The organism is Streptosporangium sp. NPDC006013 (genome assembly GCF_040614275.1).
Taxonomy (GTDB): Bacteria; Actinomycetota; Actinomycetes; order Streptosporangiales; family Streptosporangiaceae; genus Streptosporangium.
Genome location: NZ_JBEXUE010000094.1, coordinates 1 through 26,215, shown reverse-complemented (window position 1 = coordinate 26,215; position 26,215 = coordinate 1). Strand labels below are relative to the sequence as shown.

Below are 26,215 nucleotides of genomic sequence, written 5' to 3'. Positions count from 1 at the left end.
GGTCCCCGACTGCCGGTCCGCCCAGCGGGAGTTCGCCGGCCTGCTGGACGAGGGCCCCAGGCACGGCAGGAACGCCGGTGCCCCCGCACTGAGCGCAAGGCGCCCGTCGGCGAGGACTCCGAGCTCCTGCCGGGCCTGCTGACCCTGTCCGATGTGTACGGGACGGGCTACCACGCCGCCAAGAGCGCGAACGTCGGCCCGGGTGACTCGGTCGTGGTGATCGGCGACGGCGCGGTCGGCCTGCTGGCGGTGCTGTCGGCCCGGCAGCTGGGCGCCGAGCAGATCGTGTTGATGGGCCGGCACAAGGACCGAACCGACCTGGGCAGGGAGTTCGGCGCCACCGACGTGGTCGCCGAACGCGGGGATGAAGGGATCGCGAAGGTCCGGGAGCTGACTGGCGGGCACGGCGCGGCCAAGGTGCTGGAGGCGGTCGGCCACATGCCCGCCTACGAGCAGGCCGTTGGCGTGGTCCGGCCCGGCGGGGTGATCTCCCGGGTCGGGGTGCCGCAGTACGACGACGCGCCGGTCGGGTTCGCCAGCCTGTTCGGCCCGAACATCACCCTGACCGGTGGCCCGGCCCCGGTCCGCGCCTACATCGAGGAACTGATGCCGGGTGTCCTGGAGGGCACCGTCCAGCCCGGCAAGGTCTTCGACCGCACCGTCGGTCTGGAGCAGGCTCCCGACGGATACCGCGCCATGGACCGGCGCGAGGCCCTCAAGGTCCTGGTCCGCCCGTAGGCGGCCGCGCCGGGTCCGGCCGGGCCCCATCCCCCAAAGGAACTGTGATGACTTCCTCACCTCCTGCCCTGGCCGCCCGGTCGGCCACCGCCACCGATCCTGCGCCCGCGACGCGCCCGGCCGCGATCCTGGCCGGCTGTTTCATGATCCTGCTGGACGCGGAGCGGGCCGGGAACGGGCCGGCGCCCACCTGGCCCGGATGCTCTACATGAGCACGACGATCGGGTTCTTCTACTTCACCACCCGGTTCCTCCAAGGTGTCCTGGGCTTCGACCCGCTGCGGGGCGGCCTGGCGTTCCTGCCGATGACCGCGGTCGACTTCGCCGTCGCCCTGCAGATCCCCGCGCTGACCCGCCGGGATTGTCCTCACCCTCGTCGGCATGGCCTGGCTGAGCCGCCTGGACGCCGGCAATGGTGGTCGCCCGAGACGGCGGGAGCATGCACAGGCTCGCGCCGTCACCCGGTCAGCCCGACCGGGTGACGGCGATGACCTCACTGATGATCATCACCGTCCCGTCCGGCCCGGGGGGAAGGCAGTTGTCGGGGATGGCCACACCGGAGGGCGGGTTCTTACGCCAGGTCGAGCCACCGCCCTTGGCCTTGACGCCGTCGCCCTCCAGAATTGTGCCGACATCCGGAACGTCCACTCCCCTTTTACCGCCGATGAGCACGGGACGCGTATCCGACGGCCACACGGGCGTTGCCGATTGGCCCCCTCCACCGGCGGGGCCGATTCTCAGGCACTTACTCCCGGCCTCATAAGTCAAGGTCCCGGAGAGCAGCGCCTCGTGCGCCCCGGTGAAGCGCTGGACGATTATCAGCGGATCCGTTCCGGTTATCGTGACCTTGGGAGCGGATGAGTTCGTGCACGCCATGAGGGCGAAAAGAAGCGCGATGACCACACCGACCGGATAGATCGTCGGGACGTCCCGGCTGGAATGCTGTCGCATGCGATCATTAGATCATCCGGTACATGGCCGCCCTTTCCGGCGCTTCTCCCCTGAATCCGATCCGGACATCGGTGCCGTCACCGACGATGGCGATATCGGCGACGGCACCGAACAGTCTGGACGCCCTCCCCTTGAAGATCCGTCCTGCCAAAGATCAGGCGGACGGCCGCTTTGAAGTGCCTGCCGCCCGCCGCGCGGGCCGGCGCACGCGGCCTCACATGTTCATCCGAAAATCCCCGATAAAGAAGAATATTTCAGACAAACCTTCCAGTAAAGGTGACGAAATATTCCATGTACAGACTGTTCGACCATTCATCATTTAGCTCTTGTCTCGCAACATAACTCACGAATGGTATGCAACAAGCTTTTTCGGACATCAGCAAGGGCCAGAGACGAAGAAGCTTGAGAGCCGGGGATTGTCACGCAACGTAAGTGGGTATTACGGCCCGCCAAGTCATCGGGCGGGCTATGGTTCCCCTCGAAACATTAAAAGCCCCGGCGGGTGCTCCAACACCCCCGGGACACGGCACCCGGAGCAACATTCCGCATGCGTATCCACCGTAGCAACCCCAAGGCCAATTTCACCATCCTGCCCAACGGTTTTCTCAAAAACCGGCGGCTTTCCCTCCTCGCCCGCGGCCTGCTCGCCTACCTGATGTCCTTCTCCGACAGCACCCACCAGGACATCAAGACCCTCGCCGCCGAGAACCCCGAGGGCCAGCAGGCCATCGCCAGGGCCATGCGCGAGCTGACCGCCCACGGCTACCTGATCCGCAGGCGCTTCCGCGACGAGGCCGGGAAGATGCGCACCGTGGTGGACGTCTACGACCCCCCCCCAGCACGACCGCCCCGACACCGACCTCCAGGTCACCTCGGCTCTCGGGAAGCCGAGCCTTGGTGAGACGAGCGCGCTCCCTACGGGAGTAAAGAAAGAACTCCAAGAAACCACCCCCTCCCCCGGCCCGGCCGCGCGACGGCGCGGCTCGGGCGAGCCCGTCTGGCCCGCCAAGCCACCCCCGGACGGCGGAGACGTCGGCATCGGCCAGGCCTGGGAACGGGGCCTCCCCGGTGGCCGGCCAACATGGGGACTCGCGGGCCGGACGGCGCTTGATCGTATTCTGGCATCCAGCCGAGAGTGAGCTTGTTCCGCTTTGGCGGGCAAGCCCTATCGGCAGCCCTTCCGTCGGCGGCGTTCTGGACACCACTCGCGACCCGCAACGGGTTTCGGTCGTGTGAATCGGTGAAGCGGGCGGACTTTCACCCCAAGCCCCGAACTGTCCACACAACCGGGGCAACTTCACTTCCCCGAAACCGTCGGGACCTCTGGATGCTTGCGATCACCCACGTTAAGCAACCTGTGTTGACTAATCCGAGATTAGTCAACTAGAGTTGCTTGCATGCCCGGTGATGAGATTCCCCCTTCCGAGGAGCCCGCTGACGCGCTGGCGGCCGTGGCGGCGTTGAGACGCCTGGCTGACCAGATAGAGGACGCCGCCGTCGAGCAGGCCATGCGAGCGGGCTGGAGCTGGCCGCAGGTCGCCGAGGCGCTCGGCGTGACGCGCCAAGCGGTCCACAAGAAACACGCCAAGCGGCTCATCGCCGCCGGCGTCACGCTGAGGAGGCGCTGACGATGGCCGCAATCGACCACTACATCAACACGATCATCGACCAGGGGGCACACGAAGCCCACACCGACGGATCGGCGACGATCGAGGCACACCATCTCCTGCTGGCGATCGCCGCCGAGCGGGAAACCACCACACATCAGGTGCTGACCTCGGTCGGGCTCCATCATCGAGCGATCCGCGACGCGCTGAACCGGGAGTTCGAGCACAGCCTGAGCGCGGCCGGAGTCTCTCGTGCCGCCTTCGACCTCCCGCAGCCGAGCAGCGCCCCCCAACGTCCGTCGCAACTGGGGGCGTCGGTCAAACTCGCGCTCGAACGAGGCTTCGCATCCGTTGCCCGCAAAAAAGATCTACAGCCGGCGCATCTGCTGCTTGGGATCCTGCAAGCCGAGGTCGGCACCGTGCCGCGCGCGCTCGCCCTGGCAGGTATCGACCAAGCCGATCTGAAAGCGCGCGTCCTGCGGACGCTCACCGACGCGGGCGAATGACCGACAGACGCGGCTGAGGTCGTTCCATTCCCCGAGAGCAGGCCCGTAATGGCCGCCCGCACAGCGATGCGCGGCGAGTCCCTCGAACGCGGGCCGCGATGCGTCGCGCGCTCGGCCGGGTCCAGCCGCGCCGAGCCTGACAGCGGAAACCCGCCCCGGCAAGGTTTCGTGAGAACCCTCCCGGGCCCTCCCCCCCTCTCAGGCGCCCGCAACGCGAGGCGTGAACCACAGGAAAGGCGAGACGATGACGACGAGCGAAGTCGTGCTCGATGTCGACGGCCTGCGCATGCGCTACGGCACGACCGACGTCCTGCATGACGTGAACTTCCAGGCGCAGCAAGGAGAAGTGCTGTGCCTGCTCGGGCCGAACGGCGCGGGAAAGACCACCGCGATCGAGATCATGGAGGGTTTCCGGATGCGCTCGGCAGGCCGGGTCGAGGTGCTCGGCACCGATCCGGCACACGGCGACGAGCGATGGCGAGCGAAGGTCGGGATCGTCCTGCAGTCCTGGCGTGACCATGGCAAATGGCGGGTCCGTGAACTGCTGGAGCATCTCGGTTCGTATTACGCCGCCTACTCCACCGAGTTGGTCAAACGGCCGTGGGAGGTGGATCGACTCGTCGCGGCGGTCGGCCTGACCGAGCAGGCGGACAAGAAGGCCAGGATGCTCTCCGGCGGGCAGCGGCGCCGGCTGGATGTGGCGATCGGCCTCGTGGGCCGTCCCGAACTGGTGTTCCTCGACGAGCCCACCGCTGGGCTCGACCCGGTGGCCCGGCGTGGTTTCCACGAACTCATCGAAGGCCTGGCCGACGAGGGCGAGACCACGATCCTGCTCACCACCCACGATCTGAGCGAAGCCGAGAAACTCGCCGACCGCATCCTGGTCCTCGTCGGGGGGCGGATCATCGCGGACGGTACAGCGGCGGAACTCGCACGGCAGATCGCCGGCGAGGACGAGGTGCGCTGGACTCGTGACGGGCAGAGCTTCCGGCAGTCGACCACCGAGTCGACCCGGCTGGTTTTCGACTTGTTCAAGCAGCACGGCGAGACGATCGAGAACCTCGAGGTCCGCCGGGCCTCGCTGGAGGACACCTATCTCTCCCTGGTGCACCAGGCCGAATCCGGCACGAACGAAGCAGCGGAAACGAGCAAGGCGGAAGAGGTGGCCCGATGAATCCGACCGCGATGGCGTGGCGTGCGGGCTGGTCCCGCGGTCTGATCGAGCTGCGGCAGTCGCTCACCAACGGCGGGGATCTGTTCAACCACTTCTTCTGGCCCGTGTTGATGTTGATCGCCGTGTTCTTCCTGCGAGACGTGTCCTTCGGGCAGAGCGGATTCTCCCTCGGCATCCTGGCCTTGCCGAGCATCCTCGGCATGAACGCCGCGATGTCCATGGTCAGCATGAGCCAGCAGCTCACCGCCGACCGGGAGGACGGGACCCTGCTGCGTGCCAAGGCGACACCGAACGGAATGGTGGGCTACCTGCTCGGCAAGATCATCTCGGTGTCCGGCGGCCTGGTCGTCGACCTTGCGATCTTTCTGATTCCCGGCATGTTCATCATTTCCGGCCTTGCGATCAGCGACCCGGGCTCCTGGCTGACCCTGAGCTGGGTGCTGACGCTGGGGCTGGTGGCAACCCTGCCGATCGGCGCGGTCCTGGGATCGGTGTTCGTCAGCGTACGCAGCCAGGGATTGCTCACGCTGCCGATACTCGGCATGATCGCGATTTCCGGAATCTTCTACCCGATCACGGTGCTGCCGGAGTGGGTGCAATGGATCGCCCAGACGTTCCCGATCTACTGGCTCGGTCTCGGCATGCGTTCGGCCCTGCTGCCCGATGGCGCGGTCGCCGTCGAGATCGGCGAATCCTGGCGGCATCTGGAAACCGTCGGGATGCTGGGGGCCTGGGCAGTGCTCGGCCTGATCGCGGCGCCGATCGTGCTGCGCCGGATGGCGCGCCGGGAGTCGGGCTCCAGCGTGGCCGAGCGCCGCGAGAAGGCCCTGCAGCGGATCGGGTAAGGAGCTACGCCCCCAGTACGGCCGCGATGGGCACGTGATATTTCATGCGCTAGCCAAAGTTCCACTTCGCGATTTTCTCGCCTCTGGTGCCAAGACGGTCGAGGTCCGGGTCGGCCGTGCCGGCATGCGGAAGATCCGGCGTGATCGGGAAGACGTACCGGACCTGTCGCGAAGCCTTACTCGAAGAGGGAGGGGTCTCCGGTGCCCCGGCGGAGGATCTCGGGCTCGCCCTGCGAAAGGTCGACGACCGTCGTCGGGGTGGCGCCGCACTCGCCGGAGTCGATGACGGCGTCCACCGCATGGTCGAGCCTCTCCTTGATCTCCCAGCCCTGCGTCGGAGGCTCGGTCTCATCGGGCAGCAGCAGGGTGCTCGACAGCAACGGTTCGCCGAGTTCGGCCAGCAGCGCCTGCGTGATGGCGTGGTCGGGAATCCGGACGCCGACCGTCTTCTTCCGGGGGTGCAGCAGCCGCCGCGGCACATCCTTGGTCGCGGGCAGGATGAACGTGTATCCGCCGGGGGTCGCCGCCTTGACCGAGCGGAACAGCGCATTGCTCACATGTACGAACTGGCCGAACTGGCCGAAGTCTCTGCAGACCAGGGTGAAGTGATGATCACTGCCCAGGTGGCGGATCTCCCTGATCCGGTCGATGCCCTCCTTGTTGCCCAGCCGGCACCCCAGCGCGTAGCACGAGTCCGTCGGGTACGCGATCAGCCCGTCCGCGCGCAAAAGCTCGACCACCTGGCGGATCAACCGAGGCTGCGGATCGTCCGGGTGCATATCAAAGTACTTCGTCACACCTTGAAGTTTAGAAGCGGACACTCCGCCACACGACATGCGGGCGGCCCGCAGGTGCCGAGTGAACCGAAGGTCATCGTCCTCCCCTTCAACGCGGCGTCCGGTCGGCGTTCAACCGGCCGTCCCGTCGCCTTACGAGAGTCCGTTCATCGACTCGGCCAGGCCGCGGCGCCGCACGCCGCGAAGATCCGCTCGGGCGGCCCGTGGAACACCGTGCGGAGGCTGGAGAATGGACGAGCGGATCACCCCCCAACGCGACCTCGGAGAATCTTCATGAAAGCCGTGACCGACAGCGTCACCAAGAACCGGCAGTCGATCGACGGCTTGCGTGCCATGGTCGCGCGTGCCTTCGGAGATGCCCAGGTGCCCGAGGGTGAGGACTGGGTCGAGGAGTTGGGCCACGGCTGGTTCAACGTGGCCTACCGGATCCGTCTGCGAGACGGCCGGCCAGTGGTGCTCAAGATCGCGCCGCCTGCCGACGTCGAGGTGATGACGTACGAGCGGAACATGATGCGCACCGAGGTGCACGCGCTGACGATGGTCCGTGAGCGTACCTCCGTACCGGTGCCCGCCGTTCATTTCTACGACGAGAGCCACGAGCTGTGCGACGCCGACTACTTCTTCATGGAGTTCGTCGACGCCGACAATCTCGGCATCATCAAGGACCGGTTGTCCCCCGAGGTATACGGCGCCTGCCAGGAGGCACTCGGTGCGGCGAACCATGCCCTCAACCAGATCAAGGGCGATCATTTCGGGCCGTTGCTGGACGACACGGCGAGCGGGGCCACCTGGCGGCAGGTCTTCACCGGCATCGTCGAGGACGTCCTGCGCGACGGAGAGCGACACAACGTCGACATCGGCTGGGACTACGACGTCATCCGCCGGCTCGTGGCCGAGCACGCGGACTGCCTCGACGAGGTGACCGAGCCGACGTTCGTCGAGTGGGACCTCTGGGATTCCAACGTCATGGTGCGCGACGGCGCCCTGGTGAGCATCCTCGACCATGAGCGTGCGCTGTACGGCGATCCGATCATGGAGGCCGGATTCGTCGCCACCGAGACAGACGGCATGTCGAGTGACGTGGAGAGCTTCATGCGGGGCTACGGCAGGGAGCCGTTCACTCCGGCTGAAAGAACGCGGCGCCGCCTGTACAACCTTCACCTTCTGTTGATCATGGTCATCGAGACCGTCTACCGCGGGCACACGGATTCCTCGCAGTACGACTTCGCGCGGACGAAACTGGCGCAGATCATGGAAACCTTCGGCCACCGGCGGTGACTCCGGCGGGGATTCTCCCGTCGAGTCCACGCGGTGACCGCGGGGACCGGACCACGGCCCTCGGTACGCGACCGGTTGGGCCGCTGCTCTGGGACTCCGCTTCCCAGGCGACCGTGTCGGTCGCGACCTACGGCATCTACGCGCTGACGAACGCCTGGTTCGTCTCCCGCGGCGTGGGGGCGATCGCGTTCGCGGCCGTGAACATCGTGACGCCCATCCTGTTGATCCTCGGGGCGGTGGCGACCACGGTCGGGATCGGCGGCGCGTCGCTGGTCTCCCGCAGCCTCGGCGCCGGCGACCTCCGGCAAGCCGCTCGGGCGACCGGCAACGCGTTCCTCGTCTACTGGACGACGGCCGTGATCATCGGTGTGCTGGGAGTGCTGCTGGTCGACCCGCTCCTCACCCTGCTGGGCGCCACGGACGAGACTCACGGCTACGCGCGCGACTACGCCCTGATCATTCTGGCAGGTGCGATCACGGCGACCGGCTTCTCCAGCCTGGTGCGAGCCGAGGGACGGATGCGCTTCTCGACCGCGCTCTGGGTGGCTCCGGTGGCCTGTCAGATCGTGCTCGATCCGCTGCTGATCTTCGGCTTCGGCCTGGGGGTTCGCGGCGCTGCGCTGGGAACGGTGGGCGGCCAGGCGGTTTCCATGGGTATGAGCCTGTGGTTCTTCTTCGTCCAGCGCGACCGCCCCTACCGCGTCACCCGCGCCGATCTGCGCCCGCACGGCCCCACGTTGCGCCTGCTGGTAGCCGTGGGAGCACCGTCCTTTCTCGGAGGCTTCGGCAACACCCTGGTCGTGGCGCTCGTCAACAACCTGCTGGTGACGCTCGGCGGCCCGGTGCTGATGAGCGCCTACGCCATCTGCAGCCGGATCGGCACGTTCGTCCTGATGCCCCAGCTCGGCATCTCACAGGGGATGCAGCCGCTGATCGGATACAACGCGGGCCGCGCCCTGGCCGCTCGCGTCGGCCGCACGAGAACACTCGCCCTTCGCGCGACAGCGGTCTACGGAACGGTGGCCTGTCTCGTCCTCCTGGTGGCCGCCGCGCCGTTGACGGCGGTGTTCACCGACGATCCAGCGGTCCGGGAAGCGGCGACCCATGCCCTGCGAATCATCGCGCTCGGCTATCCCCTCGCAGGGGTGGCGACGCTCATGTCGGCGTACTTCCAGGCGCTGGGGCGGGCGCGACCGTCCTACGTGATCTCGGTCGGGTCGATCGTGGCGGTCCGGGTGCCGTTGCTGCTCGCCTTCAGCCTCTTCGGAACCCTGTGGTTGTGGATCAGCTTCCCGGTGGCCGAGATCGTCGTCGCGGGAGCCGCGATGTTGATCCTGCGCCGCCTGGGAAAATCACGCGGAGCACACGGTGAGCATGTCCAGCCCTGCTAATGATCTCGAATCGCCCCACCGCGCTCACGGCGGCGGAAGCCGGCTCCAGAGTCTGGTGACGCTGCCGGTGACGCACCGCCGGACGGAGGAGCCGTCCCGGCCTACCCCGATCATGATCGGCTTCTTCGGGCACGCGGTGGCGCCGGACTTGATGCGATAGTCGACCTCGGTGGTGAGCAGTTCCGGCGTACCGTACTCCAGCGCCATGCCGAGGGTCGTCCGGATCTGCAGGTCGGCGAAGGACGCGCCCAGGCAGCGGCGCTGGCCCACGCCGAACGGCAGGAACTCGTACGGTGAGGGCCGGGAGTCGGCCCACCGCGACGGCCGGAAGACGTCCGGGTCCGGGAACGCCGCAGGATCGCGATGCTCCAGCAACGGCGCGGCGAACGCCAGCGCGCCCCGCGGGATCGGCGGCGAGCCGTCGATCTCCACCTCGCGCATGACCCGCCGGGGTAGCGAGAGCGGAACGGTCGGGATGAGCCGCTGGGACTCCTTGACGACGGTGTCCAGCGTCTCATCGTCGGAGACCGTGAGCTCCGGCGTGCCGAGGATGGTGAGCATGGCCCACGTCATCGACATCGCGGTCGTCTCGAACCCGGCGGCGAACAACCCGTGCAACTCCCCCGCGATCTCCGGCGTGGTGAGTGAGTCGCCGTCCTCATCGGTCGTGTGGCACAGGATGGACAGCGCGTCCGGCTGGGGCTCCTCGGCCCGCTTACGCTCGATGATCGTCTCGAACCCGTCGTACACCCCGGCGACCCGCCGCACCCACCGGCCGTAGGGCGTCCAGTCGCGATCCTTCTGGTGCATGAAGACCATCGGGTTCAGGGTGGCCTGCAACAGGTCGCTGACGGACTGCGCGAGGGCGACGTTCTTGGCGTCCGGTTCGAGCCCGAGCAGGCAGGTGAGCAGGTTGGCCCGGGTGATGCGGAGGAACTCGGCGACCATGTCGAACGGCTCGCGGTCCGCCGACGCGAACCGGGACTGCTTGAAGGTGCCGGCGAAGACCTTCCGGTAGTGCTCCATGGCGGTCCTGTGCACGATCGGCATCAGCAGCCTGCGGGACCGCCGGTGGCGCTCGCCGTTGAACGTGATGACGGCGTCGAACATCCGCGACCACGGCCGCCCCTCGGGCAGCGTGAACAGGCCGTCGCTCAACCGGTGGAAGGTGTCGTTGTCGGTGAAGTACCGCCTGACGGCCTCCTCGCCCCTGAGCAGGACGATCGACCCGTTGCCCCGGCTCAACGGCACCACCGGGCCGGGGAAGGCCGGGGCGATGCGGTCGAAGGCGTACCAGGCGGGGTGTCGGAGGAAGCGGAGGTTGTTGAGGAGGGGAATTCCCCCGGGTCCCGCCGCGTCCATGCGCAGCGCGGTGTCGAACATCTTTGCCATGCGTCACGCATCCGTTCGCTCGACATGAGGGTATGTGCGGCTTACCTCACCATCAAGAAGGGAGCCACCGTGGTCGTACACGACGACCAGGCCCCGCCACGGCATTGCCTCCGCCGAAAGCCCCAGCTCACCACGCACGTCCTTGACCTGAAGTTCGGTTGAGGCTCTAACGTGCCGTAGCCATGACCACCGACTGACGACAGGGAAACGATGATGATCCTCGTAACCGGCGCAACCGGAAACATCGGAAGCGCTCTGCTGAGGCAACTACACACGTCCGGTTTCACACGCTTGCGAGGTCTGACCCGTGACGCGGCACGGGTCTCATTCCCTTCGGGGGTCGAAGCCGTTGAGGGTGATCTCGCTCAGCCGGACTCACTGAAGCCCGCGCTGGACGGGGTGCGTTCGTTGTTCCTGCTGCGGGGCCTGGGCGCGGAGGCCGACGTCCTCACGGCCGCCCGGCAAGCAGGCGTGGAACACGTGGTGCTCGTGTCGTCCATCACGGTCCAGACCCACCCGCACCTGCCCGCCACCGCCGAGAATCTGGCCGTCGAGCAGTTGCTCAGGGACAGCGGCATGGCCTGGACGATCCTGCGGCCGACACAGTTCGCCTCGAACGCCCTGTGGTGGGCGCAGTCGATCCGCGAGCATGGGACGGTTCGAGTGCCCTACGCGGACATCGGCCTGCCCACCATCCATCCCGCGGACATCGCCGCGGTGGCCCGGGTGGCACTGACCAAACCCGGCCACCAGGGAAGGACGTATGCACTGACCGGTCCGGAACGGATCACACCCCGGCGACAGATCGAGGCCATCGCCGCGGCGGTGGGGCGGGAGGTGGCCTTCGTCGAGATCAGCCGGCAGGAGGCCCATCTGCAGATGGCCTCCTTCATGGGAGACCAGACCGCCGACGCGGTGCTCGACCTGATGGGCGGAGACATCAATGATGAGCTGCTGAAGGTGCGCGACACGGTACCGAGGATCACCGGCTCCCCGGCCAGATCGTTCCAGCAGTGGGCTTCGGAGAATGGCGCCGCCTTCCGCTAGGACCGAATAGACCACCACGCTGGGCCGGGAGTTCCCGCGCGCCCCTGGCCAATGAGCCCTTGCACGGCTCGCCGGCCGCGCCTACGTTCTTAGTCATGATCAATATGAGCCGGCGGAGACATCAGATCCTCTTACCGGCGCTGGTGGTGGTCGCCGCTCTCGTCGCGGGATGTGGTCCGGGCCCGCGTGAACAGGCGCTGAGAGCGTGCCAGGTGCTCGACTGGGACGCCGCTCAGAAGGTCTTCGGCGAGGGCACCACCATAGAGGACGAGCCCTCTGCCGCGCCGACCGCCGATCCCCTGCAGGGAATCTCATACGTCACCACGCAGTGCAACTACAAGAACAGCAAAAGCACGCTGTATGCCCTTGTTCTCATGCGCACTCCGCTGACAAGCGCCGGGGTGGAGAGGAACGAGGAATTCTGCGACAACATCAGAACGGCCGACTCCCAGGACCTGGAGGGTGTCGCCGACCAGGCGGTCTGGGTTCCCGGCAAGGGAGACCTCTGTGTGTACGCCCACGGCGTGGTGATGCTGATCAGCACCAACCTGAACAACAGTGGCGGCACGGCCCTGCTCGGTGGCACCCTCGAAGGAGCGAAGAGGATAGCCGCGGAGATCATCCCCCGTATCGCGGAATGATCACCCCCCTGGCAGCGGAGTTCAGGCCGCCGGCGGGTACGCGCCCCGAAGCGGCGTGATTCCCGGCGACCATGTCCGTCTGCCGCCGATCCCGCTTCCATCGGAGATTCTCTCCCCAGGGCAAAAGCCACCCGGAAGGCACCACCTCACGCCCGCACTTCTTGATCGGTGATGTCACCGCGCAGACGAGCCGTCACGCGTCGCCGAGCCGCTTACGGTGGTCACGTCTGGGCTCCCGGGCGGACGATCATGAGGACCACGACGATCGCCCACAGCAGGTTGTAGATTCCGGCGAGCATGCTCAGGGTGCGCAACCGCTTGCCGTCGTCGGGGTTGGCGAGGGCCTCGCGTTGCTCCGGACAGATTCGCAGGGCGAGCAGACCACCGGCGGCGGCGGTGAGGACCATGGAGATATTTATCCAAATCTCGCCCATCCGGCCCTGGGTGACGGCCAGAGCGATTCCCACGACGGGCACGACGATGCCGAAAACGCCGTAGCCGCGGGTGATGCGGTGCAGCGCGACAGCCACGGCCCGGTTGCGGTCTCCCGAGGTTTCCGGCCGCGGGTCGACAGACGCGCCCGCGACGGCCGGGCTCACCGCGACACTCGCGGCGACCGGGGCATAGCGGGAGAACAGGCTTGTCGCGACGGCCGAGCCTCCGACGAACACAATGCTGGCGAGTACATGGACCGACAGCAGCACACCTTCCACGAGCTTCTCCTCTCCACAGCCTTCAGGGAGCCTGAAGCTTAGCAGATGCTTCAGACTCCCTGAAGGTGACGGCAAAGGAATGGCACCCCTGCTGTCCGGGGCGTCTCGCACGTCGGATCAGAGCCGGGAACGCCCTTCGAACGCGGCGCGTGCGGCGTCGGCGATCTGACGCTGAATCGGGTCGGCGTCCGGGCCGAACAGCCGCTCGTCCACCCCGGCCACGGCCTTCATCGCCTCCCGCATGAGACGCGCACCCTCGGGCGTGATCTCGATGGCCGAAGCGGACCCGGCGCGAGCGGTGTTGTCACGAACGAGCCCGGCCCCGGACAGCGCCTTCACCGCCGCATGAACGCTCTGAACGGTGATTCCGGACATTCGCGCCAAGTCGCTGAACGATGCGCCGGGCACGCCGGTGATGTGTCCGAGCAGGCCGAACCTGCTCACCGTCAGTCCGAGCGGCGCGAGGGCGGCGCCGAGCTCGGACTCGATCCGGTGCGCCAGCGTGAGCAGCACGATGGAGGGGCTGGTCTCCGGCGGACCTGGACGGGCGTTCTCGATTGTCACCTTCCAAGTCTCCCGCACCACCCCGATCGACTGCGGCTTCGCAAGCCGTACTTCGACCTGATCGCCTCCGGTGTGAAGACGGTCGAGGTCCGGGTCGGCTACGCCGACATGCGGAAGATCCGGCCGGGGCAGAGCCTCATGTTCGTCTGCGGCGATGAGAAACTGCCGACCGAGGTGAAACAGGTCACCGAATACGCGTCGTTCGAGGAGATGCTCGACCACGAGGACCCGCACGCCGTCGGGCCACCTCGGCGAGTCCCGCGACGAGTTCCTGACCGTGATCCGAAGCATCTACCTACCCGAAAAGGAACGCCTGGGCGTCCTGACCATCCAGGTCCAACGGGCCTGGTGAATCGTCCCAGGTTCAGCGGAGACTCGAGTGGAGATCTGCAAGGATCAGCTCCCTTGCCAGACTGTCTTTGACATGGTCATCATGCTGATGCATGTCCGTTCGGCATACCACCTATGTGGTAGAGCATCGCGACCTGAGCAGGATCAAGCCCTACAGAGACGGTCTTATAGCCATAATTCGCATCACGATCGTCGAGGTCTGTGAAGAGGTGGGCAGTGCCACGTACCATTCCGCCGCTCGATATAGGGGATCCCCAACAGATCGGGAACTACCGACTGATCGGCAAACTAGGCGAGGGGGGTCAAGGAGCGGTTTACCTCGGCGAGACCCCACTCGGCGCCCGCGTCGCCGTCAAGATGTTGCGCCCCACCAAGGACCCCAAGGCACACAAACGCTTTCTGGCTGAAGCCGAAGCCGCCCGCAGGGTCGCGCCCTTCTGTACCGCCAAGGTCCTCGATGCGGGCGTCGTCAACCACTCGCCCTATATCATCAGCGAATACATCGCCGGCCAATCCTTGAAGGAAGCCGTCAACAGCAATGGCCCGTTGACCGGTAGTGACCTTGAGCGGCTTGCCGTCACCACGTTAACCGCGCTGAACGCCATCCACCGAGCGGAGATCATCCACCGCGACTTCAAGCCGCAAAACGTGATCCTTGGCCCCGGAGGCCCGGTGATCATCGACTTCGGCATCGCCCGCCTCACCGATCAAACGGCCTCGTACTCGGGGCCACCGATCGGCACCTTCCCATATATGGCGCCCGAACACATTAACGATAACATCGCCAGCCCGGCATCAGATGTGTTCAGCTGGGCCGCCACCATGGTGTACGCGGCCACTGGACACCTGGCCTTCGCTGGAGCCACATTACAGGTGGTAATCGTTGCTGTCCTGACCCGCGCCCCCGACCTGACCGGCGTGCCCGACAACCTCGGCCCCCTGCTCGCAGCGTGCCTGAACAAACAGTCTGGCGCACGACCAACGATTGACCATCTACTCGGTCACCTGACCCACGCTCATGGCAGTCGACCTTTCGATCTTTCCTCCCAATCCAATATCCAAAGCCGGCCAGTTGACTCACCTTCGCCAATGATCGCCACGGAGGCCCGACAGGCAAGTACTGATGCCAGTCCTCATGTCACATCGATGGCTGACATAATGCCGAAACCCGATAAAGGTAAAGCTGTTCCCGGAAATGAGACCTCTCTGCCCAACCAGCCTGACATCGACGCGCTCCGACGAGATCGGATTTCATCCAGGAGTGCTGTTGATGATGGTCGACCGGCTGAGGAAATCACCCCTTCCAAGAGCTCGGCAGCCGATTCACTTCCTCACCAGGAGAGCGGATCTGGTCCTCAATTCGGTTCCACCTCTCCAACAGATCGCCCCATTGCCAAGGGGCCCGCTACCAAGCCGTTCAGTCGAGACCGCCTGGTTTCCGATCTGCCATCGGTGAATTGGGGTCGATTTTCGGGGAGTGGTGCGACGCCGGACGGATTCCCCGGGCAGGCTGCACCCCCAGAACAAGCTCCTCCAGATCAGACCCACCCTCCGGGGCGGCCACGGCGTCTGCTGCGGCGGGCGCTGATCTCAATCCTCGCCCTCGTCCTCGTCAGCGGCGGCCTGGGCTGGTACTTCTTGAACCAATGGCTCGATGCTCAGTACTTCGTAGGGGCTCGAGGTGAAGAGATCGTGCTTTTTCAGGGCGTGAACACCAGCCTGGGCCCCATCGAGTTCTTCAGCGTCGCCCACAGCAGTGCCATGTCGATTTCGGTTCTTGGTGCGTTACAGCAAGGCCAGGTCCGCGACGGCATCCCCGTTGCCAGTGTCGACGCAGGCCTGAGGAAGATCCAGGAACTGACGAGGTCCGCGGCGAAGTCGGGCAAGAAGGGGAAACCGAGCCCCTCCGCAACCCCGGAACCCACAATGTCGCAGTAGACACATGAGCACCCCAATCGTCGAGCCTGTCCCGCTGCCCGCCAAACGGCGGGTGGCCGGACTGGGCTGCTAGCTTCGAGCACGCTGACCAGGCTGCTCCTCGACCGACTCCGAGAGGGCGCAGTGGTCGCGTACCTTGGCGAAGAACATCTCAGGATGTGGGTAACCGGCGTGGCCCGGCGCGAGCAACCAGCCCACCACTCAACCGAACCTGACCGCCCATCTCCAACGCGCTCTCAGGACGCCGCCATGCTCTCCAGGAGCCGGGCGAGGAGATCGGAAAGCCGCTCGCGCTCGTCGTCCGAGAGCCCGCCGAGGAGCGTTCCCAGCCCTTGAAGATGGTCCTCGACGCTCCGTTCGAGCAGGTCGCGGCCCGCGTCGGTCAACCGTACGCGGACGCTGCGGCCGTCGGCCGGGTCGGGGGAGCGGGTCAGCAGCCCGGCCGCCTGCAGCCGGTCGAGGCGGTTGGTGGTGGCGGCCGGTGAGAGGAGCAGGGCCCCGGCCAGTGCGCCCGCCGACAACTCCTCTCCGCCCCGGTACAGCGTCGCGAGCACGTCGAACTCGCCCCTGTTGAGCCCGTGCGGCCGCAGGGCCGCCGCGATGGCGGCGTTGGCCAGCGCGTCCGCTCTGGTCAACCGGCCGAAGAGGGCCATGGGGCGGGGGTCGATATCGGGCCGCCTGGCGGCCCATTCCTCGATCATCTGGCGTACGGGGAGGTCGGGATCGGTCACTCGCTTATTTTGACATCGAAACAGCCCCGTGCAACTATTTCCATGTCGAAACAAATGAAGGAGGATCACATGTCCGCTCAGCGCAACACCCAGACCGTGAAGGACTTCTACGAGGCGCTCGGCAAGGGGGACCTGGACGCCGCGACGGCGCTCCTGACCGACGACTCGGTGCTCCACGTCCCCGGCCGGAGCACGAACACCGGCACCTACGAGGGCCGGGAGGCCGTGATCGGCTTCGTGGTCAAGGCGGCCACGCTCAGCCAGGGAACGCTGCGGCTCGACGTCCACCGGGTGCTGGCCGACGACGAGGCGGCCGTCGCGCTCGCCACGTACACGGCGACCAGGCCCGGCCGCTCGGTTCCGCTGGAGAACAACCTGGCCCACGTCATCACGATGCGCGACGGCAAGATCGCCGAGTCGTGGCTGCACAGCCGGGACCAGTACGAGGTCGACGCATTCTGGGGCGAGTGACCTGTCCCGCGATTCTCAGATCCTCCAGGCCTGGTTCAGGCTGGGGGCGGGTAGAGGTCGAAGCCGTACAGGCCCTGGTCTCCCCCGGCGGCCAGACCGAAGCCGTTGGGGAACCAGGCCAGGCAGTTGAGACCCGCCTCGACCCTGGCTCCGGCGCCCGCCGACTCGCCGTACCTGTCCCACAGCCGGATGGTTCCGTCGTCCGAGCAGGTGGCGAGCAGGTTGCTGTCCGGGGAGATGGCCACGCCACGAATCTTTCCCGAGTTCGCGGGCAGCGTCGCCCGATCCCTGCCGCCGGCCGACCAGACGCGCGCGGTGCCGTCCTCGAAGCAGGCGGCCAGCCAGGTGCCGTCGGGGGCGATCGCCACCTGCCGGGCCGCTCCCGGGCATCCCTTGAGCGAGGCCCGCGCCTTTCCGTCGGCTCCCCACAGGCCCGCCGTCCCGTTGACCGAGACGATGGCGAACCACCTGCCGTTGGGGGCGACGGTGATCTCGCCTATGGCCTCCACCCTGCTTTTCAGGGTGGCGTACCTGCTGCCGTCCGGTTTCCAGAGCTGGATTCTCCCGTAGATGGACAGGGTGGCGAGCCAGGCGCCGTCCGGTGAGATGAGGATGTGAGCGGTCGCCCGGATGTTCGCGACCAGTACTGCCCGCTCGGTGCCGTCGGCCCACCAGATACGCGCGGTGCCGTCTTCCGAGCAGGTGGCCAGCCAGGTGCTGTCGGGGGCGATCACCACCTCGCGCACCGGCCCGGTGTGACCGGCCAGCACCGCCCTCCTGCTGCCGCCCGCGCCCCAGAGCCGTACGGTCCGGTCGGCCGACCAGGTCGCCAGCCAGGTGCTGTCGGGGGCGATCACCACTCCCCGCACGCGTCCGGTGTGCCCCGTCGGAATGGCCCTCCTGCGGCCACCGGCTCCGCGTATCCGGATCACGTGATCACCGGACCAGACGGCCAGCCACGTCTTGTCCGGCGAGATCGCGCCGTAGTGATCGGTCTCGATGGGAACGGTGAGGGTCGCTCCTTCTATCCTGTCCTCGTTCCAGAGCTTCACCGAGCCGTCGCCGGAGTGTGTGGCGATCCAGTTCCCCTCGGGGGAGACGGTCACCTTGCGCACCATCCCGGTCCGGCCCCTGCGGCTCTGCCGCCCGGAGCGCTCCGACTGCCAGATCCGGATCTCCCCGTCCTGCGAGCAGGCGGCCAGCCAGCTGCTGTCAGGAGCGATCACCACCTGACGCACCACCCCGGCATGCCCGGACAGAGCTGCCCGTTCGCTGCCGTCGGACTCCCACAGCCGCACGCTCTGCTCCCCGGAGAGGGTCGCCAGCCAGCTGCCGTCCGGGGCGATCACCACCTGACGCACCACCCCGGCATGCCCGGACAGGACGGCCCGCTGCCTGCCGTCGGACTCCCACAGCCGCACGCTCCGATCCTCGGAAAGGGTCGCCAGCCAGCTGCCATCCGGGGCGATCACCACCTGACGCACCACCCCGGCATGCCCGGACAGGACGGCCCGCTGCCTGCCGTCGGACTCCCACAGCCGGACCGAGCCGGTGGACGTCCAGGTGGCCAGCCAGCTGCCGTCAGGGGCGATGCGGATCCCGGGCGCCGCTCCGGTGTGTCCCGTCAGGACGGCTCGCTCGTCGCCGTCGACTCCCCACAGGCGCACGCTCCCGTCTCCGGAGAGGGTCGCCAGCCAGCCGCCGTCCGGCGAGACGGCCATCTTGGAGACCTCGCGTATCGGCCTGTTCCGGCCGGAGACCTTCTCGTTCTCCTGGTTCCAGCCGCGCATCAGCAGGGTGTCCCTCAGGGTTCGCGGCTTGGTCCTCACCCTGACCGGGCTCCTGAGGGTCAGGCGCTTCCTTCCTTCGGGGCTCCACAGGGCGACCCTTCCCCGCACGGAGAAGGTGGCCAGCCACGAGGCGTCCGGCGCGGCCACCATCCCGGCAAGCCTGCCGATCCCGCTCTTCAGTACGGCGCGCCTGCTTCCTTCGGGGTTCCACAGGGCGACCCTTCCCCGCACGGAGAGAGTCGCCAGCCACGAGGCGTCCGGCGCGGCCACCATCCCGGCAAGCCTGCCGACGCCGTTCTCCAGGATCGCTCTCTGGGTGCCGTCGATCCCCCAGAGCTGCACTCTCCGGCGTCCGGAACGGGTCACCAGCCACGAACCGTCCGGCGCGGCGGCGACCTCGTGAACCGGCTTCCGATGAGTGGCCAGCGTTGTCCGGGTAGTGCCGTCGGCCTTCCATATCTGCACACCGTCGCGACCGTGGACGACGAATCTCGATCCGTCCGGTGTGATCGAAACGTCCTTCAGCCGTTTCGTCGTCGAGGTCAGCGTTCCCAGCAGGCAGGTGGCGCCGATGTCGGGCAGCGGCCAGCGGGCTCTCAGGAAGGGGGTCTCGGTCTCCTGGCTGTAGCGCTCGATCGACGCCCGCATCGGCGGGAACGCGTACAGGCGGGCCAGCAGGTTCGCGGTGGAGACGGCATCCGATTCGAAGGGGGTGAGCAGGTGTGCGCTCCGGGCGATCAGCTGCCGGACCCCGGCGACGGAGCGGGAGGTCGACAGCATCAGATCCGACTCCGCCGCGGCCACCCCGAAGGCTCGTATCCGGGTGACGAACCATCGCACGTCGTGCAGGAGCGACTCCAGCTCCCGATGCCTTCTCCCCTCGGCGAGGTGGAACAGCAGATGGTCCCAGAGATAGGGCACCTCCCTGGGCAGTCTCCACCATTCGGCGTCCGCCGCGAGGTCGTCGTCGGGGATCAGTTTGCGGGCCTCGTCGAGGAAGTCGCGGTTGGCCGCCTCGACGCGCTCTCTCCCCAGCCCGTACTCCGAGCGGAGGTGTGCACGGATGACGTCGTGGATCATGATCGACGGCACCGTTCCCTCCGTCTCGTGCCTGCCGATCAGTGACAGGTCGTGCAGCCTCGCGCAGAGGCGCTCGGTCTGCTCGGAGGTGAGTCCGGCGGTGGCGCGCCAGAGAAGCCCGACGGTGCCGACCGGTATGTCGGCGTCCTGCGGGAAGACGCCCAGCTCAAGGAAGCGGGCACGGTCGAACACGCCGAGAGCTTCGAGGCTGTGCTCGACCGTCACGCGCACCGCGGTCTCCCGCTGGCGGGGAATGGTGACGTCCAGGGTGGCGGGTCCGGCCCGGCCGAGCCGCTCGGCCGCCCGGCGGGCGGCGACATCGGCGTTCACCCCGCCACCGTGCTCGTCACGCAGGCGCGCGTTGACGAGGTCCAGTAGCAGCGGCCATCTTCCCGTCAGGCCCATCAGGCTGTTGACGACGCCGGGGTTCATCGGCGGTAGCCCACGGCTCAGCAACTGGACGGCCACCCGCGGCGCCATCTCGTCGACGATCATCGCGATCGCGTTCGGGGGAAGGGCTCTGGGCAGGCGGGTCGTCACCAGCACCCGGGACCGCACCGCCGCGGCCAGGAAGGGTCTCAGCTGTGACAGGCTCCACACGTCGTCGACCACCAGCAGCGTCTGGCCCCGCTCCGCCAGGATCTCGGCCATCCGGTGGCCGGCCTGCTCCGGGCTGGAGAACTCCGGCCGGGTGCCCGTCACGGCCTCCGTGACGTCGTTGGCCAGCGCCGCTATGTCGACACCTGTGCGGTCGCGGCCCACCGTGATCCAGATGACACCGCCCTTGAACCGCTTCCTCACCTCACCGCTGTGGCACGCCTCCACGGCCAGGGACGTCTTACCGAAACCGCCCGCCCCGGCGATGCCGGTGGTCAGGCCGACCGTTCCCGAGCCTCTCATCGTCAGAGTGGAGACCACGTCGTTCAGCTCGGTTCTGCGGACCCACCCCGCCTTTCTCTCGGGCACCCGGAAGAGCCCGCCATGAGCGCGCGACTTCATCAGTTCCGGCGTCAGCCGGGTCAGCAGGACGGTGAGGAAGGCGGTCAACCCGAAAATCGCGACCCAGGTGATCCGGTTCTCGGCCATCGTTTCCGGAAAATATTCTCCGACCATTCCAATCGGCAGCCCGACCAGGATTCCAACAACTACCAGAAGCGCCGTGGCCATATCGGCGAATTTTTTTGTGCGACGAGCCAACGATCACCTCGACAGTGCCGACCCCTGCCCAGACGGGCGCTGGGAACCCTGAACGCACGATATCTGTTCCCCATTGCCGCCGAGTTGAATCACCGAGGTTCGGGTAATTAACGCGTGCACAGAAAGCCATGTTGCACGCTTTGCGCTGCTATGTCCACGGCATCGACACCGACCATTCCGATTCACATTCAATGGAGGTCCTTTTCCGTGGTGCCGCGATCACCCTCGGCCATCCCTTTCGAGCCGCCGACCGGGTCCGCCGTGGCCGTCAGCGGCCAGGGCCGCCTGCGGGGAGCCTCCGCGCACGACCAGGCCGCGAACGGCGGTGTGCCGCAAACGCTTCCCCTGTCACTAAATGCAGCCATAAGGCGAACATAGAGGCTCGTGTCCGAATCGATGTTTAGTGTCGATAAAAAAGACAGTGAAATCAAGATATCCATCGCATTCGACGGGCCGACGGATTAGGATCTGACGCGGCCAGAGCCGAGCCGGGAAAGGCCGCTCCCCGCTCATCTCACGCCAAGGCGCCGCCCTCGAAACCCCGTCAAAATCCTGTCACGTAAAAATCCATCGCCTGGAACCTCGCCGCCCGAAGTGCCCCGTTCGAAGTACGGCCGTCTGAGAGCCCGTCGTTCACATCGTCGAACAGGTAGTGATCTCCATGTCCGGCCCCTCCCCCTCCTCACCCGCCGACGGCTCGCGGGACCCGGACGCCGGCCCGCCCGGCGGCCTCCCGGCGAAGCTCAAGGAGATCGCCGCGACCGCCCTGGTCACCGGCGGCGTCACCACCCTGTTCGCGGTGCTGACGGACGGGGTGCGGGCACTCGGCACGGGTCTCGCCCTGCTCGTCTGCGCGGTGATCGGCCTGGCCGTGGCCGCCCTGCTGACGCTGGGAAGGTTCGCCCGCCTGCTGCGCCGATGGCTCGAACCGGCCGGACGGGCCGTCGCGCGCCGTCGCGCGGCAGGAAGGCCCGCACCGGGCATGCCAGGGCGGAGGCACCGGCGGCTGGAGGGGTTCGTGCTCAAGTTGTCGGCCGGCTACATCGGTGTCCTCCTCGGCGCCGCGGCCGTAACGGTCCCGTGGGGGGTCGTCCAGGGCGGAACGTGGCTTAGCCACCGGCTCTGGCCCCCCGACTGCGAGCGGCCGCTGGAGTTACGCGTCGTCACCGCCCCGGAGAACGTGACCGCCCTGCGCGAGAGCATCGCCCTGTTCGTCCAGGGCAGGCTGGTGGACGGCTGCGCACCGTACACGATCTCGGTGGGGGTGGCGCCCTCGGTCGGGGAACTGGCCTACGCCTTCGGCGACAACTGGTACCGCGACGACGCGCGCCAGGAGGGTGACGAGCCGTTTCGCCGGCTGTACGGTCCCCGGGCCGACGCCTGGGTCGCCACCAGCACCGGCGAGGCCAGGCTCGTCGCCGAGGACGTGGGAGCGGGCGGCGCCACCCTCGACATCGGCCCGTCGGTCGCGTCCGACCGACTGGTGGTCGGCATGATCAGCGGGCGTGCCGAGAAGGTCAGGAAGGAACTGCCGGCGGGGCGGCCGGGCAGCCACAGCCTCCCGGTCCTGTGGAAGGTGGTCCGATCGAAATTCGGCATGCCGGTGAGCTACCCGCAGCCCGAGCTCTCCACCGCCGGGCTCGTCGCGGTCTCCGACCTCATGCCCCTGGGCGACGTCGTGGATCGGGAGCAGCGCGACATCGTCGCCGAGAGCGTCAGCTCGCTGCTCTGCCGGTTCAGGACCGCGAGCCGCGGGACCGGCGGCGAGGAGCTCAACCGGAGCCCCGCCCTGGTGATCCCGTTTCACAGCCTGACGGACTACAACGACGGGCGGTTCAACGACCCCCACTGCCCCGAGGGGGCGCCGAGCGGGATGGCCAAGCTCAAGGAGTTCTTCTCTCCCGGGCTCTCCGGGCTGGACTACCCGTTCGTCACGATCAGCTGGCCGGACGAGCGGAGTGCGGAGCGCACGAGCGTGCTCGGCCTTCTTCGCTCGTGGCTGGCCGCCAACCCGCTCTTCGGTGAGCGCTCCGCTGAGAGAGCGGTCGTGCGCTCCCCCGCGGCACTGCGAGAGGCCCAGAGCCGGTTCTTCGGTCTCCTGCCCCGGCTCGACGCCGAGATCGCCCTCGACGTGTCCGGCTCGATGACCGCACCGCCCCGCTCCCTGCTGGTACGCCTGCGTGAGACCTTTCCCGACATCAAACCGCTGATCACCCCTCGTGACGACCTCGCGCTGAGCGCCTTCTCCACGGTCGGCCGCAGGACCCGGGTCAGGGAGCTCCAGCCGGCGGCGGGCCGTGCCGAGTTCGACGAACTGACCAGGAGCGTCGCCGGTACCAGGGCGGAGGGCTCCGACGCCCCGATATCAGACATGATCATGAACCTGAACCGGCGGGCCGGATCTCCTGGGCGTGCCCTCGTCGTCGTGACCGACGGGGGCGTCTTCGACAACGAGCGACGGGGGAAGGGCGTCGGCGGGACGCTCGCCCGCGCGTCCAATGTCAACGCCCTCTATGTGCTGGCCCTCGGCGACAACGGCTGTGATCGCTCTCCCCCGCGTGCGGGGAAGTACCGCGAGTGTGTGGAGGCGGGAGCCGACATGCGGCAGGCGCTGAGACACCTGATCTCCAGCCTGCGTGGAAAGGACCGCCGTTGACCTCCCTCCCAGGGCCGGAGCCCGGGATCTCCACAGCCAAGGAGATTCGATGAGCCTGACGCGACGCCCGCGCGCCCTGCTCGGCAGGTTGAACCCCGGCCAGCGTCGCTGGGGCGGTGCCGGGGTGGTGGCGGGGCTGGTGCTGGCCTCGGTGCTCATCTCCCTCACCGCGGGGGATCCCTCGCTCCTCACCGGGAAGCCCGCCTTCCCCGCCGACTGCGGAGGGCCTGACCGGCTCACCGTGGCGACCGGCGCCGACATCACCGCCGGCAGCTTCCGCCGCGACCTGATCGAGGAGTGGAACCGCACGCACACCACCCAGGTCACCCTGGTCGAGGTGGCCGAGCGTACGGACGAGGAGCGGGCCGAGATGGCGGGCCGTGCCCGGCTGGGGAGCTGCGCCTACGACGTGCTCTCGGTGGACGTGGCCTGGACCGCCGAATTCGCCCGGAGCGGCTATCTCCTTCCGTACCCTCTCGATCCACAGAAGGCGGGCCTCTTCGTGGACAACGTCCTGAAGACGGGCCAGGTGGACGGAGTCCAGTACGCGGTGCCCTTCGTCACCGACGTGCCCCTGCTGTTCCATCGCCGCGGCCTGCCCGTGCCCACCATGACGGAGCAGCTCTGGAAGTACGCCGCCGCGAACGGCGGGTACGCCGTGCAGCTCGGCGACTACGAGGGGGGCACCGTCAACCTGCTGGAGGCGGTCCTGTCCGCGGGTGGAAGGGTCACCGACGGTGACCGGATCGTGCTGGACGAGGGAGTCAACGGCGAGCGGACGCGCGAGGCGCTCGCGCGCTGGCGGGCCCTGCTGGAGAACGGCACCCTGGCACGCGGGGCGGAGAACTTCTCCAAGCAGGACACCTTCAACGCCTTCAGGGACGGTTTCCTCGCACGAGGCCCGAAGGACTCCGCGGAGGAGAGCAGCCTCCAGGCGTTCCGCGACGAGGAGGCGGCCTACATGCGCAACTGGCCGTTCGCGTTTCACCGCCTGGCCACAGACCGCTCGATGTACGACGGCCACCGGCGTCTGCGCTTCGGCATGGCCGCACTGCCCGGCGCCGGCATCCTCGGTGGTTTCAACCTGGCGATCTCCGCTCGCTCCGACAATCCGGAGAAAGCACGGATGCTCATCGACTTCCTGACCGGCCACCAGGCCCAGGCGCGGCTGTTCGCCTGCAGCGGCTACCCGCCGGTGCTCGAATCCGTCTACGAGGAATACCGGCGTGACCCGCGTACCTGTGACCAGCTCTCGGTTTCCCCCGGGACGGAAACGGGCTTCTCCGGGAGAACGGACTGCACGCCGGGGACGGGAGCGAATCCCTCGACGGGGGCGGCCATCGCCGCCGCAGGCCCTCCCGGCGAGGACCCTGAGATCACCGCTCCCATGCTCCAGGAACTGGCCGGGAAGATCCACCAGGCTCTGTGCAAGGCCGAATCACGCCCGCAGTACTCCTACTACTCCGCTTTCAGTGAGGTGTTCCGCGGGTGCGCCCGCGCGGTGGTCAACGGTGACCTGCCCGCCAGGGAACTGGACCTCGCCCGGTTCGCCGACGCCCTGCGCGCCGCCCGGCGGGGTAGGGCGCCAGAGGGCGCCGCCGGGTCGCTCGCTCACTGCGGGAAACCCGAGCGGCGGCCAGGATGACGGGAACCGCCCCCGCCCCCACCGGGGCGCGGAGGGAGCGGGAACGGGTCGGATAGGTCAGCGCTGCAGGTCGACGCAGGAGTAGAAGGCGTTGGCGGTGTCGGCGATGTTCCAGACCGCGAGAACCTTCAGGCGGCCTGTCCTGCCGCCCAGGCTCACGTTGTGCGAGACCGTGGCGCCGGGCTGCCTGCCGCCGTCATTGAAGACCGCGATCCGGGTGTTGCCGATGTAGTACTCCCAGGTGCTGGTGGCGTGGCGGGCGGTCAGCACCCAGTTGAAGGTGACCGAGTTGCCGACACTCGTGGCCGGCCAGCCCTTGCTCTCGTCGCTGAGCTGGGAGAACCGACCGACGTTTCCGTGGCAGTTTCGCAGGCCCTTGGGGCCCTCCACGCTCTGCGGCTCGTAGATGATGTCGCCGCAGTTGGAGACGCGGCCCTGGGCGCACATGGCCTGACGGCTCGGCGGCGACGAGATGTAGCCGTGCGCGCTGGCCGGTGAGGCGATGAACACGGTGGCGGCGATGGCGATGATCGCCGTCGCGAGGAAGGTGACCGTTCTGCGCATGTACTGCTCCTTCGCTGGGGGGGTGACTTGAATATAAAGGAAACTTTCCTAACAGTAAATATTCGAGTCAGCGAATATCCGAAAAGGGTGACGGTGACGGTGCCGCCGAGCACCTCGACCGCCCAGGTGCCACTGGTCTCACCGGCCAG

Annotated in this window: 26 protein-coding genes; 18 read left to right on the top strand and 8 right to left on the bottom strand. The window is 67.5% G+C overall.

The genetic code is table 11. The annotated features are described in order from the left end of the window. The 3 genes from ABZ260_RS16995 to ABZ260_RS16985 all read left to right on the top strand — a co-directional run. Positions 1-738, top strand: a 738-nt coding sequence (locus ABZ260_RS16995) for a zinc-binding dehydrogenase (RefSeq protein WP_355617987.1), incomplete at its 5' end; no start/stop codon positions are given. A gap of 47 nt (positions 739-785) precedes the next feature. Further along, positions 786-950 carry a hypothetical protein gene (locus tag ABZ260_RS16990; RefSeq protein ID WP_355617984.1) on the top strand — a complete coding sequence of 55 codons (165 nt, stop codon included), beginning with the start codon at positions 786-788 and terminating at the stop codon, positions 948-950. Next, the gene (locus tag ABZ260_RS16985) at positions 947-1,219 is read left to right on the top strand and encodes a hypothetical protein (protein WP_355617981.1); all 273 of its coding nucleotides are present in this window, start codon (positions 947-949) and stop codon (positions 1,217-1,219) included. The genes ABZ260_RS16990 and ABZ260_RS16985 overlap by 4 nt, the downstream gene beginning before the upstream one ends. Here ABZ260_RS16985 and ABZ260_RS16980 read toward each other — a convergent pair. Then, entirely contained in the window at positions 1,203-1,688 is a 486-nt protein-coding gene (locus ABZ260_RS16980) for a hypothetical protein (RefSeq protein ID WP_355617978.1), read from the bottom strand. The two genes, ABZ260_RS16985 and ABZ260_RS16980, sit on opposite strands and share 17 nt — an antisense overlap. Before the next feature lie 23 nt (positions 1,689-1,711). On the opposite strand from ABZ260_RS16980, the gene ABZ260_RS16975 reads away from it, so the two are divergent. From ABZ260_RS16975 to ABZ260_RS16950, 6 genes are all read left to right on the top strand, one after another. Next, positions 1,712-2,011: a hypothetical protein gene (locus ABZ260_RS16975; protein WP_355617976.1), complete on the top strand. Its 300-nt coding sequence runs from the start codon at positions 1,712-1,714 to the stop codon at positions 2,009-2,011. A 224-nt stretch (positions 2,012-2,235) separates the two neighbouring features. After that, positions 2,236-2,589 (top strand): helix-turn-helix domain-containing protein, encoded by a 354-nt coding sequence (locus tag ABZ260_RS16970; RefSeq protein ID WP_355617973.1) that lies wholly within the window; start codon positions 2,236-2,238, stop codon positions 2,587-2,589. A 496-nt stretch (positions 2,590-3,085) separates the two neighbouring features. Continuing rightward, positions 3,086-3,316, top strand: a complete 231-nt coding sequence (locus tag ABZ260_RS16965; protein WP_350920195.1) for a hypothetical protein — start codon at positions 3,086-3,088, stop codon at positions 3,314-3,316. 2 nt (positions 3,317-3,318) lie between these two features. Then, positions 3,319-3,801: a Clp protease N-terminal domain-containing protein gene (locus ABZ260_RS16960; protein ID WP_355617969.1), complete on the top strand. Its 483-nt coding sequence runs from the start codon at positions 3,319-3,321 to the stop codon at positions 3,799-3,801. A 244-nt stretch (positions 3,802-4,045) separates the two neighbouring features. Beyond that, positions 4,046-4,975, top strand: a complete 930-nt coding sequence (locus ABZ260_RS16955) for an ABC transporter ATP-binding protein (RefSeq protein WP_355617966.1) — start codon at positions 4,046-4,048, stop codon at positions 4,973-4,975. After that, positions 4,972-5,820, top strand: a complete 849-nt coding sequence (locus tag ABZ260_RS16950) for an ABC transporter permease (RefSeq protein ID WP_355617964.1) — start codon at positions 4,972-4,974, stop codon at positions 5,818-5,820. The genes ABZ260_RS16955 and ABZ260_RS16950 overlap by 4 nt, the downstream gene beginning before the upstream one ends. Before the next feature lie 176 nt (positions 5,821-5,996). Here ABZ260_RS16950 and ABZ260_RS16945 read toward each other — a convergent pair whose 3' ends face one another. Further along, positions 5,997-6,599 carry an L-threonylcarbamoyladenylate synthase gene (locus tag ABZ260_RS16945; RefSeq protein ID WP_355617990.1) on the bottom strand — a complete coding sequence of 201 codons (603 nt, stop codon included), beginning with the start codon at positions 6,597-6,599 and terminating at the stop codon, positions 5,997-5,999. 291 nt (positions 6,600-6,890) lie between these two features. On the opposite strand from ABZ260_RS16945, the gene ABZ260_RS16940 reads away from it, so the two are divergent. Together ABZ260_RS16940 and ABZ260_RS16935 are read left to right on the top strand one after the other, a co-directional pair. Then, positions 6,891-7,895, top strand: a complete 1,005-nt coding sequence (locus ABZ260_RS16940) for an aminoglycoside phosphotransferase family protein (protein ID WP_355617961.1) — start codon at positions 6,891-6,893, stop codon at positions 7,893-7,895. A 113-nt stretch (positions 7,896-8,008) separates the two neighbouring features. Next, a complete protein-coding gene (locus ABZ260_RS16935) occupies positions 8,009-9,286 on the top strand; it encodes an MATE family efflux transporter (RefSeq protein WP_355617958.1) in 1,278 nt (425 codons plus the stop codon). Between the two features lie 24 nt (positions 9,287-9,310). Here ABZ260_RS16935 and ABZ260_RS16930 read toward each other — a convergent pair whose 3' ends face one another. Continuing rightward, positions 9,311-10,678, bottom strand: a complete 1,368-nt coding sequence (locus ABZ260_RS16930) for a cytochrome P450 (RefSeq protein WP_355617955.1) — start codon at positions 10,676-10,678, stop codon at positions 9,311-9,313. Between the two features lie 210 nt (positions 10,679-10,888). On the opposite strand from ABZ260_RS16930, the gene ABZ260_RS16925 reads away from it, so the two are divergent. Then, the gene (locus ABZ260_RS16925; RefSeq protein WP_355617952.1) at positions 10,889-11,725 is read left to right on the top strand and encodes an NAD(P)H-binding protein; all 837 of its coding nucleotides are present in this window, start codon (positions 10,889-10,891) and stop codon (positions 11,723-11,725) included. 212 nt (positions 11,726-11,937) lie between these two features. Next, positions 11,938-12,366 (top strand): hypothetical protein, encoded by a 429-nt coding sequence (locus ABZ260_RS16920; RefSeq protein WP_355617949.1) that lies wholly within the window; start codon positions 11,938-11,940, stop codon positions 12,364-12,366. 221 nt (positions 12,367-12,587) lie between these two features. On the opposite strand, the gene ABZ260_RS16915 is transcribed toward ABZ260_RS16920, so the two are convergent. Beyond that, the gene (locus ABZ260_RS16915; RefSeq protein WP_355617946.1) at positions 12,588-13,079 is read right to left on the bottom strand and encodes a hypothetical protein; all 492 of its coding nucleotides are present in this window, start codon (positions 13,077-13,079) and stop codon (positions 12,588-12,590) included. Between the two features lie 117 nt (positions 13,080-13,196). Then, the gene (locus ABZ260_RS16910; protein ID WP_355617943.1) at positions 13,197-13,523 is read right to left on the bottom strand and encodes a MarR family winged helix-turn-helix transcriptional regulator; all 327 of its coding nucleotides are present in this window, start codon (positions 13,521-13,523) and stop codon (positions 13,197-13,199) included. Between ABZ260_RS16910 and ABZ260_RS16905 the strand changes: the two genes are divergently transcribed. Further along, the gene (locus ABZ260_RS16905; protein WP_355617940.1) at positions 13,425-14,066 is read left to right on the top strand and encodes an ASCH domain-containing protein; all 642 of its coding nucleotides are present in this window, start codon (positions 13,425-13,427) and stop codon (positions 14,064-14,066) included. The genes ABZ260_RS16910 and ABZ260_RS16905 overlap by 99 nt on opposite strands. Positions 14,067-14,210: 144 nt before the next feature. Next, on the top strand, positions 14,211-15,932 hold the full coding sequence (locus ABZ260_RS16900) for a serine/threonine-protein kinase (protein WP_355617937.1): 1,722 nt from the start codon (positions 14,211-14,213) through the stop codon (positions 15,930-15,932). A 236-nt stretch (positions 15,933-16,168) separates the two neighbouring features. On the opposite strand, the gene ABZ260_RS16895 is transcribed toward ABZ260_RS16900, so the two are convergent. Beyond that, entirely contained in the window at positions 16,169-16,663 is a 495-nt protein-coding gene (locus ABZ260_RS16895) for a MarR family transcriptional regulator (RefSeq protein ID WP_355617934.1), read from the bottom strand. A gap of 69 nt (positions 16,664-16,732) precedes the next feature. On the opposite strand from ABZ260_RS16895, the gene ABZ260_RS16890 reads away from it, so the two are divergent. Continuing rightward, a complete protein-coding gene (locus ABZ260_RS16890; protein ID WP_355617931.1) occupies positions 16,733-17,134 on the top strand; it encodes a nuclear transport factor 2 family protein in 402 nt (133 codons plus the stop codon). A 35-nt stretch (positions 17,135-17,169) separates the two neighbouring features. Here ABZ260_RS16890 and ABZ260_RS16885 read toward each other — a convergent pair whose 3' ends face one another. Then, positions 17,170-21,171: an NB-ARC domain-containing protein gene (locus tag ABZ260_RS16885; protein ID WP_355617928.1), complete on the bottom strand. Its 4,002-nt coding sequence runs from the start codon at positions 21,169-21,171 to the stop codon at positions 17,170-17,172. A gap of 691 nt (positions 21,172-21,862) precedes the next feature. On the opposite strand from ABZ260_RS16885, the gene ABZ260_RS16880 reads away from it, so the two are divergent. Both ABZ260_RS16880 and ABZ260_RS16875 read left to right on the top strand, forming a co-directional pair. Beyond that, the gene (locus tag ABZ260_RS16880) at positions 21,863-23,857 is read left to right on the top strand and encodes a vWA domain-containing protein (protein ID WP_355617925.1); all 1,995 of its coding nucleotides are present in this window, start codon (positions 21,863-21,865) and stop codon (positions 23,855-23,857) included. 49 nt (positions 23,858-23,906) lie between these two features. Then, a complete protein-coding gene (locus ABZ260_RS16875) occupies positions 23,907-25,502 on the top strand; it encodes an extracellular solute-binding protein (RefSeq protein ID WP_355617922.1) in 1,596 nt (531 codons plus the stop codon). A 57-nt stretch (positions 25,503-25,559) separates the two neighbouring features. On the opposite strand, the gene ABZ260_RS16870 is transcribed toward ABZ260_RS16875, so the two are convergent. After that, a complete protein-coding gene (locus ABZ260_RS16870) occupies positions 25,560-26,066 on the bottom strand; it encodes a lytic polysaccharide monooxygenase auxiliary activity family 9 protein (protein WP_355550980.1) in 507 nt (168 codons plus the stop codon). Between the last annotated feature and the right edge of the window lie 149 nt (positions 26,067-26,215).

What these genes read in the sequence shown, in the direction of transcription:
- ABZ260_RS16980 (WP_355617978.1), bottom strand. Translation starts at nt 1,688, where the DNA reads ATGCGACAGCATTCCAGCCGGGACGTCCCGACGATCTATCCGGTCGGT.
- ABZ260_RS16930 (WP_355617955.1), bottom strand. Translation starts at nt 10,678, where the DNA reads ATGGCAAAGATGTTCGACACCGCGCTGCGCATGGACGCGGCGGGACCC.
- ABZ260_RS16955 (WP_355617966.1), top strand. Translation starts at nt 4,046, where the DNA reads ATGACGACGAGCGAAGTCGTGCTCGATGTCGACGGCCTGCGCATGCGC.
- ABZ260_RS16870 (WP_355550980.1), bottom strand. Translation starts at nt 26,066, where the DNA reads ATGCGCAGAACGGTCACCTTCCTCGCGACGGCGATCATCGCCATCGCC.
- ABZ260_RS16940 (WP_355617961.1), top strand. Translation starts at nt 6,891, where the DNA reads ATGAAAGCCGTGACCGACAGCGTCACCAAGAACCGGCAGTCGATCGAC.
- ABZ260_RS16975 (WP_355617976.1), top strand. Translation starts at nt 1,712, where the DNA reads ATGGCCGCCCTTTCCGGCGCTTCTCCCCTGAATCCGATCCGGACATCG.
- ABZ260_RS16875 (WP_355617922.1), top strand. Translation starts at nt 23,907, where the DNA reads ATGAGCCTGACGCGACGCCCGCGCGCCCTGCTCGGCAGGTTGAACCCC.
- ABZ260_RS16945 (WP_355617990.1), bottom strand. Translation starts at nt 6,599, where the DNA reads ATGCACCCGGACGATCCGCAGCCTCGGTTGATCCGCCAGGTGGTCGAG.
- ABZ260_RS16905 (WP_355617940.1), top strand. Translation starts at nt 13,425, where the DNA reads ATGAACGCTCTGAACGGTGATTCCGGACATTCGCGCCAAGTCGCTGAA.
- ABZ260_RS16880 (WP_355617925.1), top strand. Translation starts at nt 21,863, where the DNA reads ATGTCCGGCCCCTCCCCCTCCTCACCCGCCGACGGCTCGCGGGACCCG.
- ABZ260_RS16960 (WP_355617969.1), top strand. Translation starts at nt 3,319, where the DNA reads ATGGCCGCAATCGACCACTACATCAACACGATCATCGACCAGGGGGCA.
- ABZ260_RS16970 (WP_355617973.1), top strand. Translation starts at nt 2,236, where the DNA reads ATGCGTATCCACCGTAGCAACCCCAAGGCCAATTTCACCATCCTGCCC.
- ABZ260_RS16885 (WP_355617928.1), bottom strand. Translation starts at nt 21,171, where the DNA reads ATGGCCACGGCGCTTCTGGTAGTTGTTGGAATCCTGGTCGGGCTGCCG.
- ABZ260_RS16890 (WP_355617931.1), top strand. Translation starts at nt 16,733, where the DNA reads ATGTCCGCTCAGCGCAACACCCAGACCGTGAAGGACTTCTACGAGGCG.
- ABZ260_RS16965 (WP_350920195.1), top strand. Translation starts at nt 3,086, where the DNA reads ATGCCCGGTGATGAGATTCCCCCTTCCGAGGAGCCCGCTGACGCGCTG.
- ABZ260_RS16950 (WP_355617964.1), top strand. Translation starts at nt 4,972, where the DNA reads ATGAATCCGACCGCGATGGCGTGGCGTGCGGGCTGGTCCCGCGGTCTG.
- ABZ260_RS16985 (WP_355617981.1), top strand. Translation starts at nt 947, where the DNA reads ATGAGCACGACGATCGGGTTCTTCTACTTCACCACCCGGTTCCTCCAA.
- ABZ260_RS16990 (WP_355617984.1), top strand. Translation starts at nt 786, where the DNA reads ATGACTTCCTCACCTCCTGCCCTGGCCGCCCGGTCGGCCACCGCCACC.
- ABZ260_RS16925 (WP_355617952.1), top strand. Translation starts at nt 10,889, where the DNA reads ATGATGATCCTCGTAACCGGCGCAACCGGAAACATCGGAAGCGCTCTG.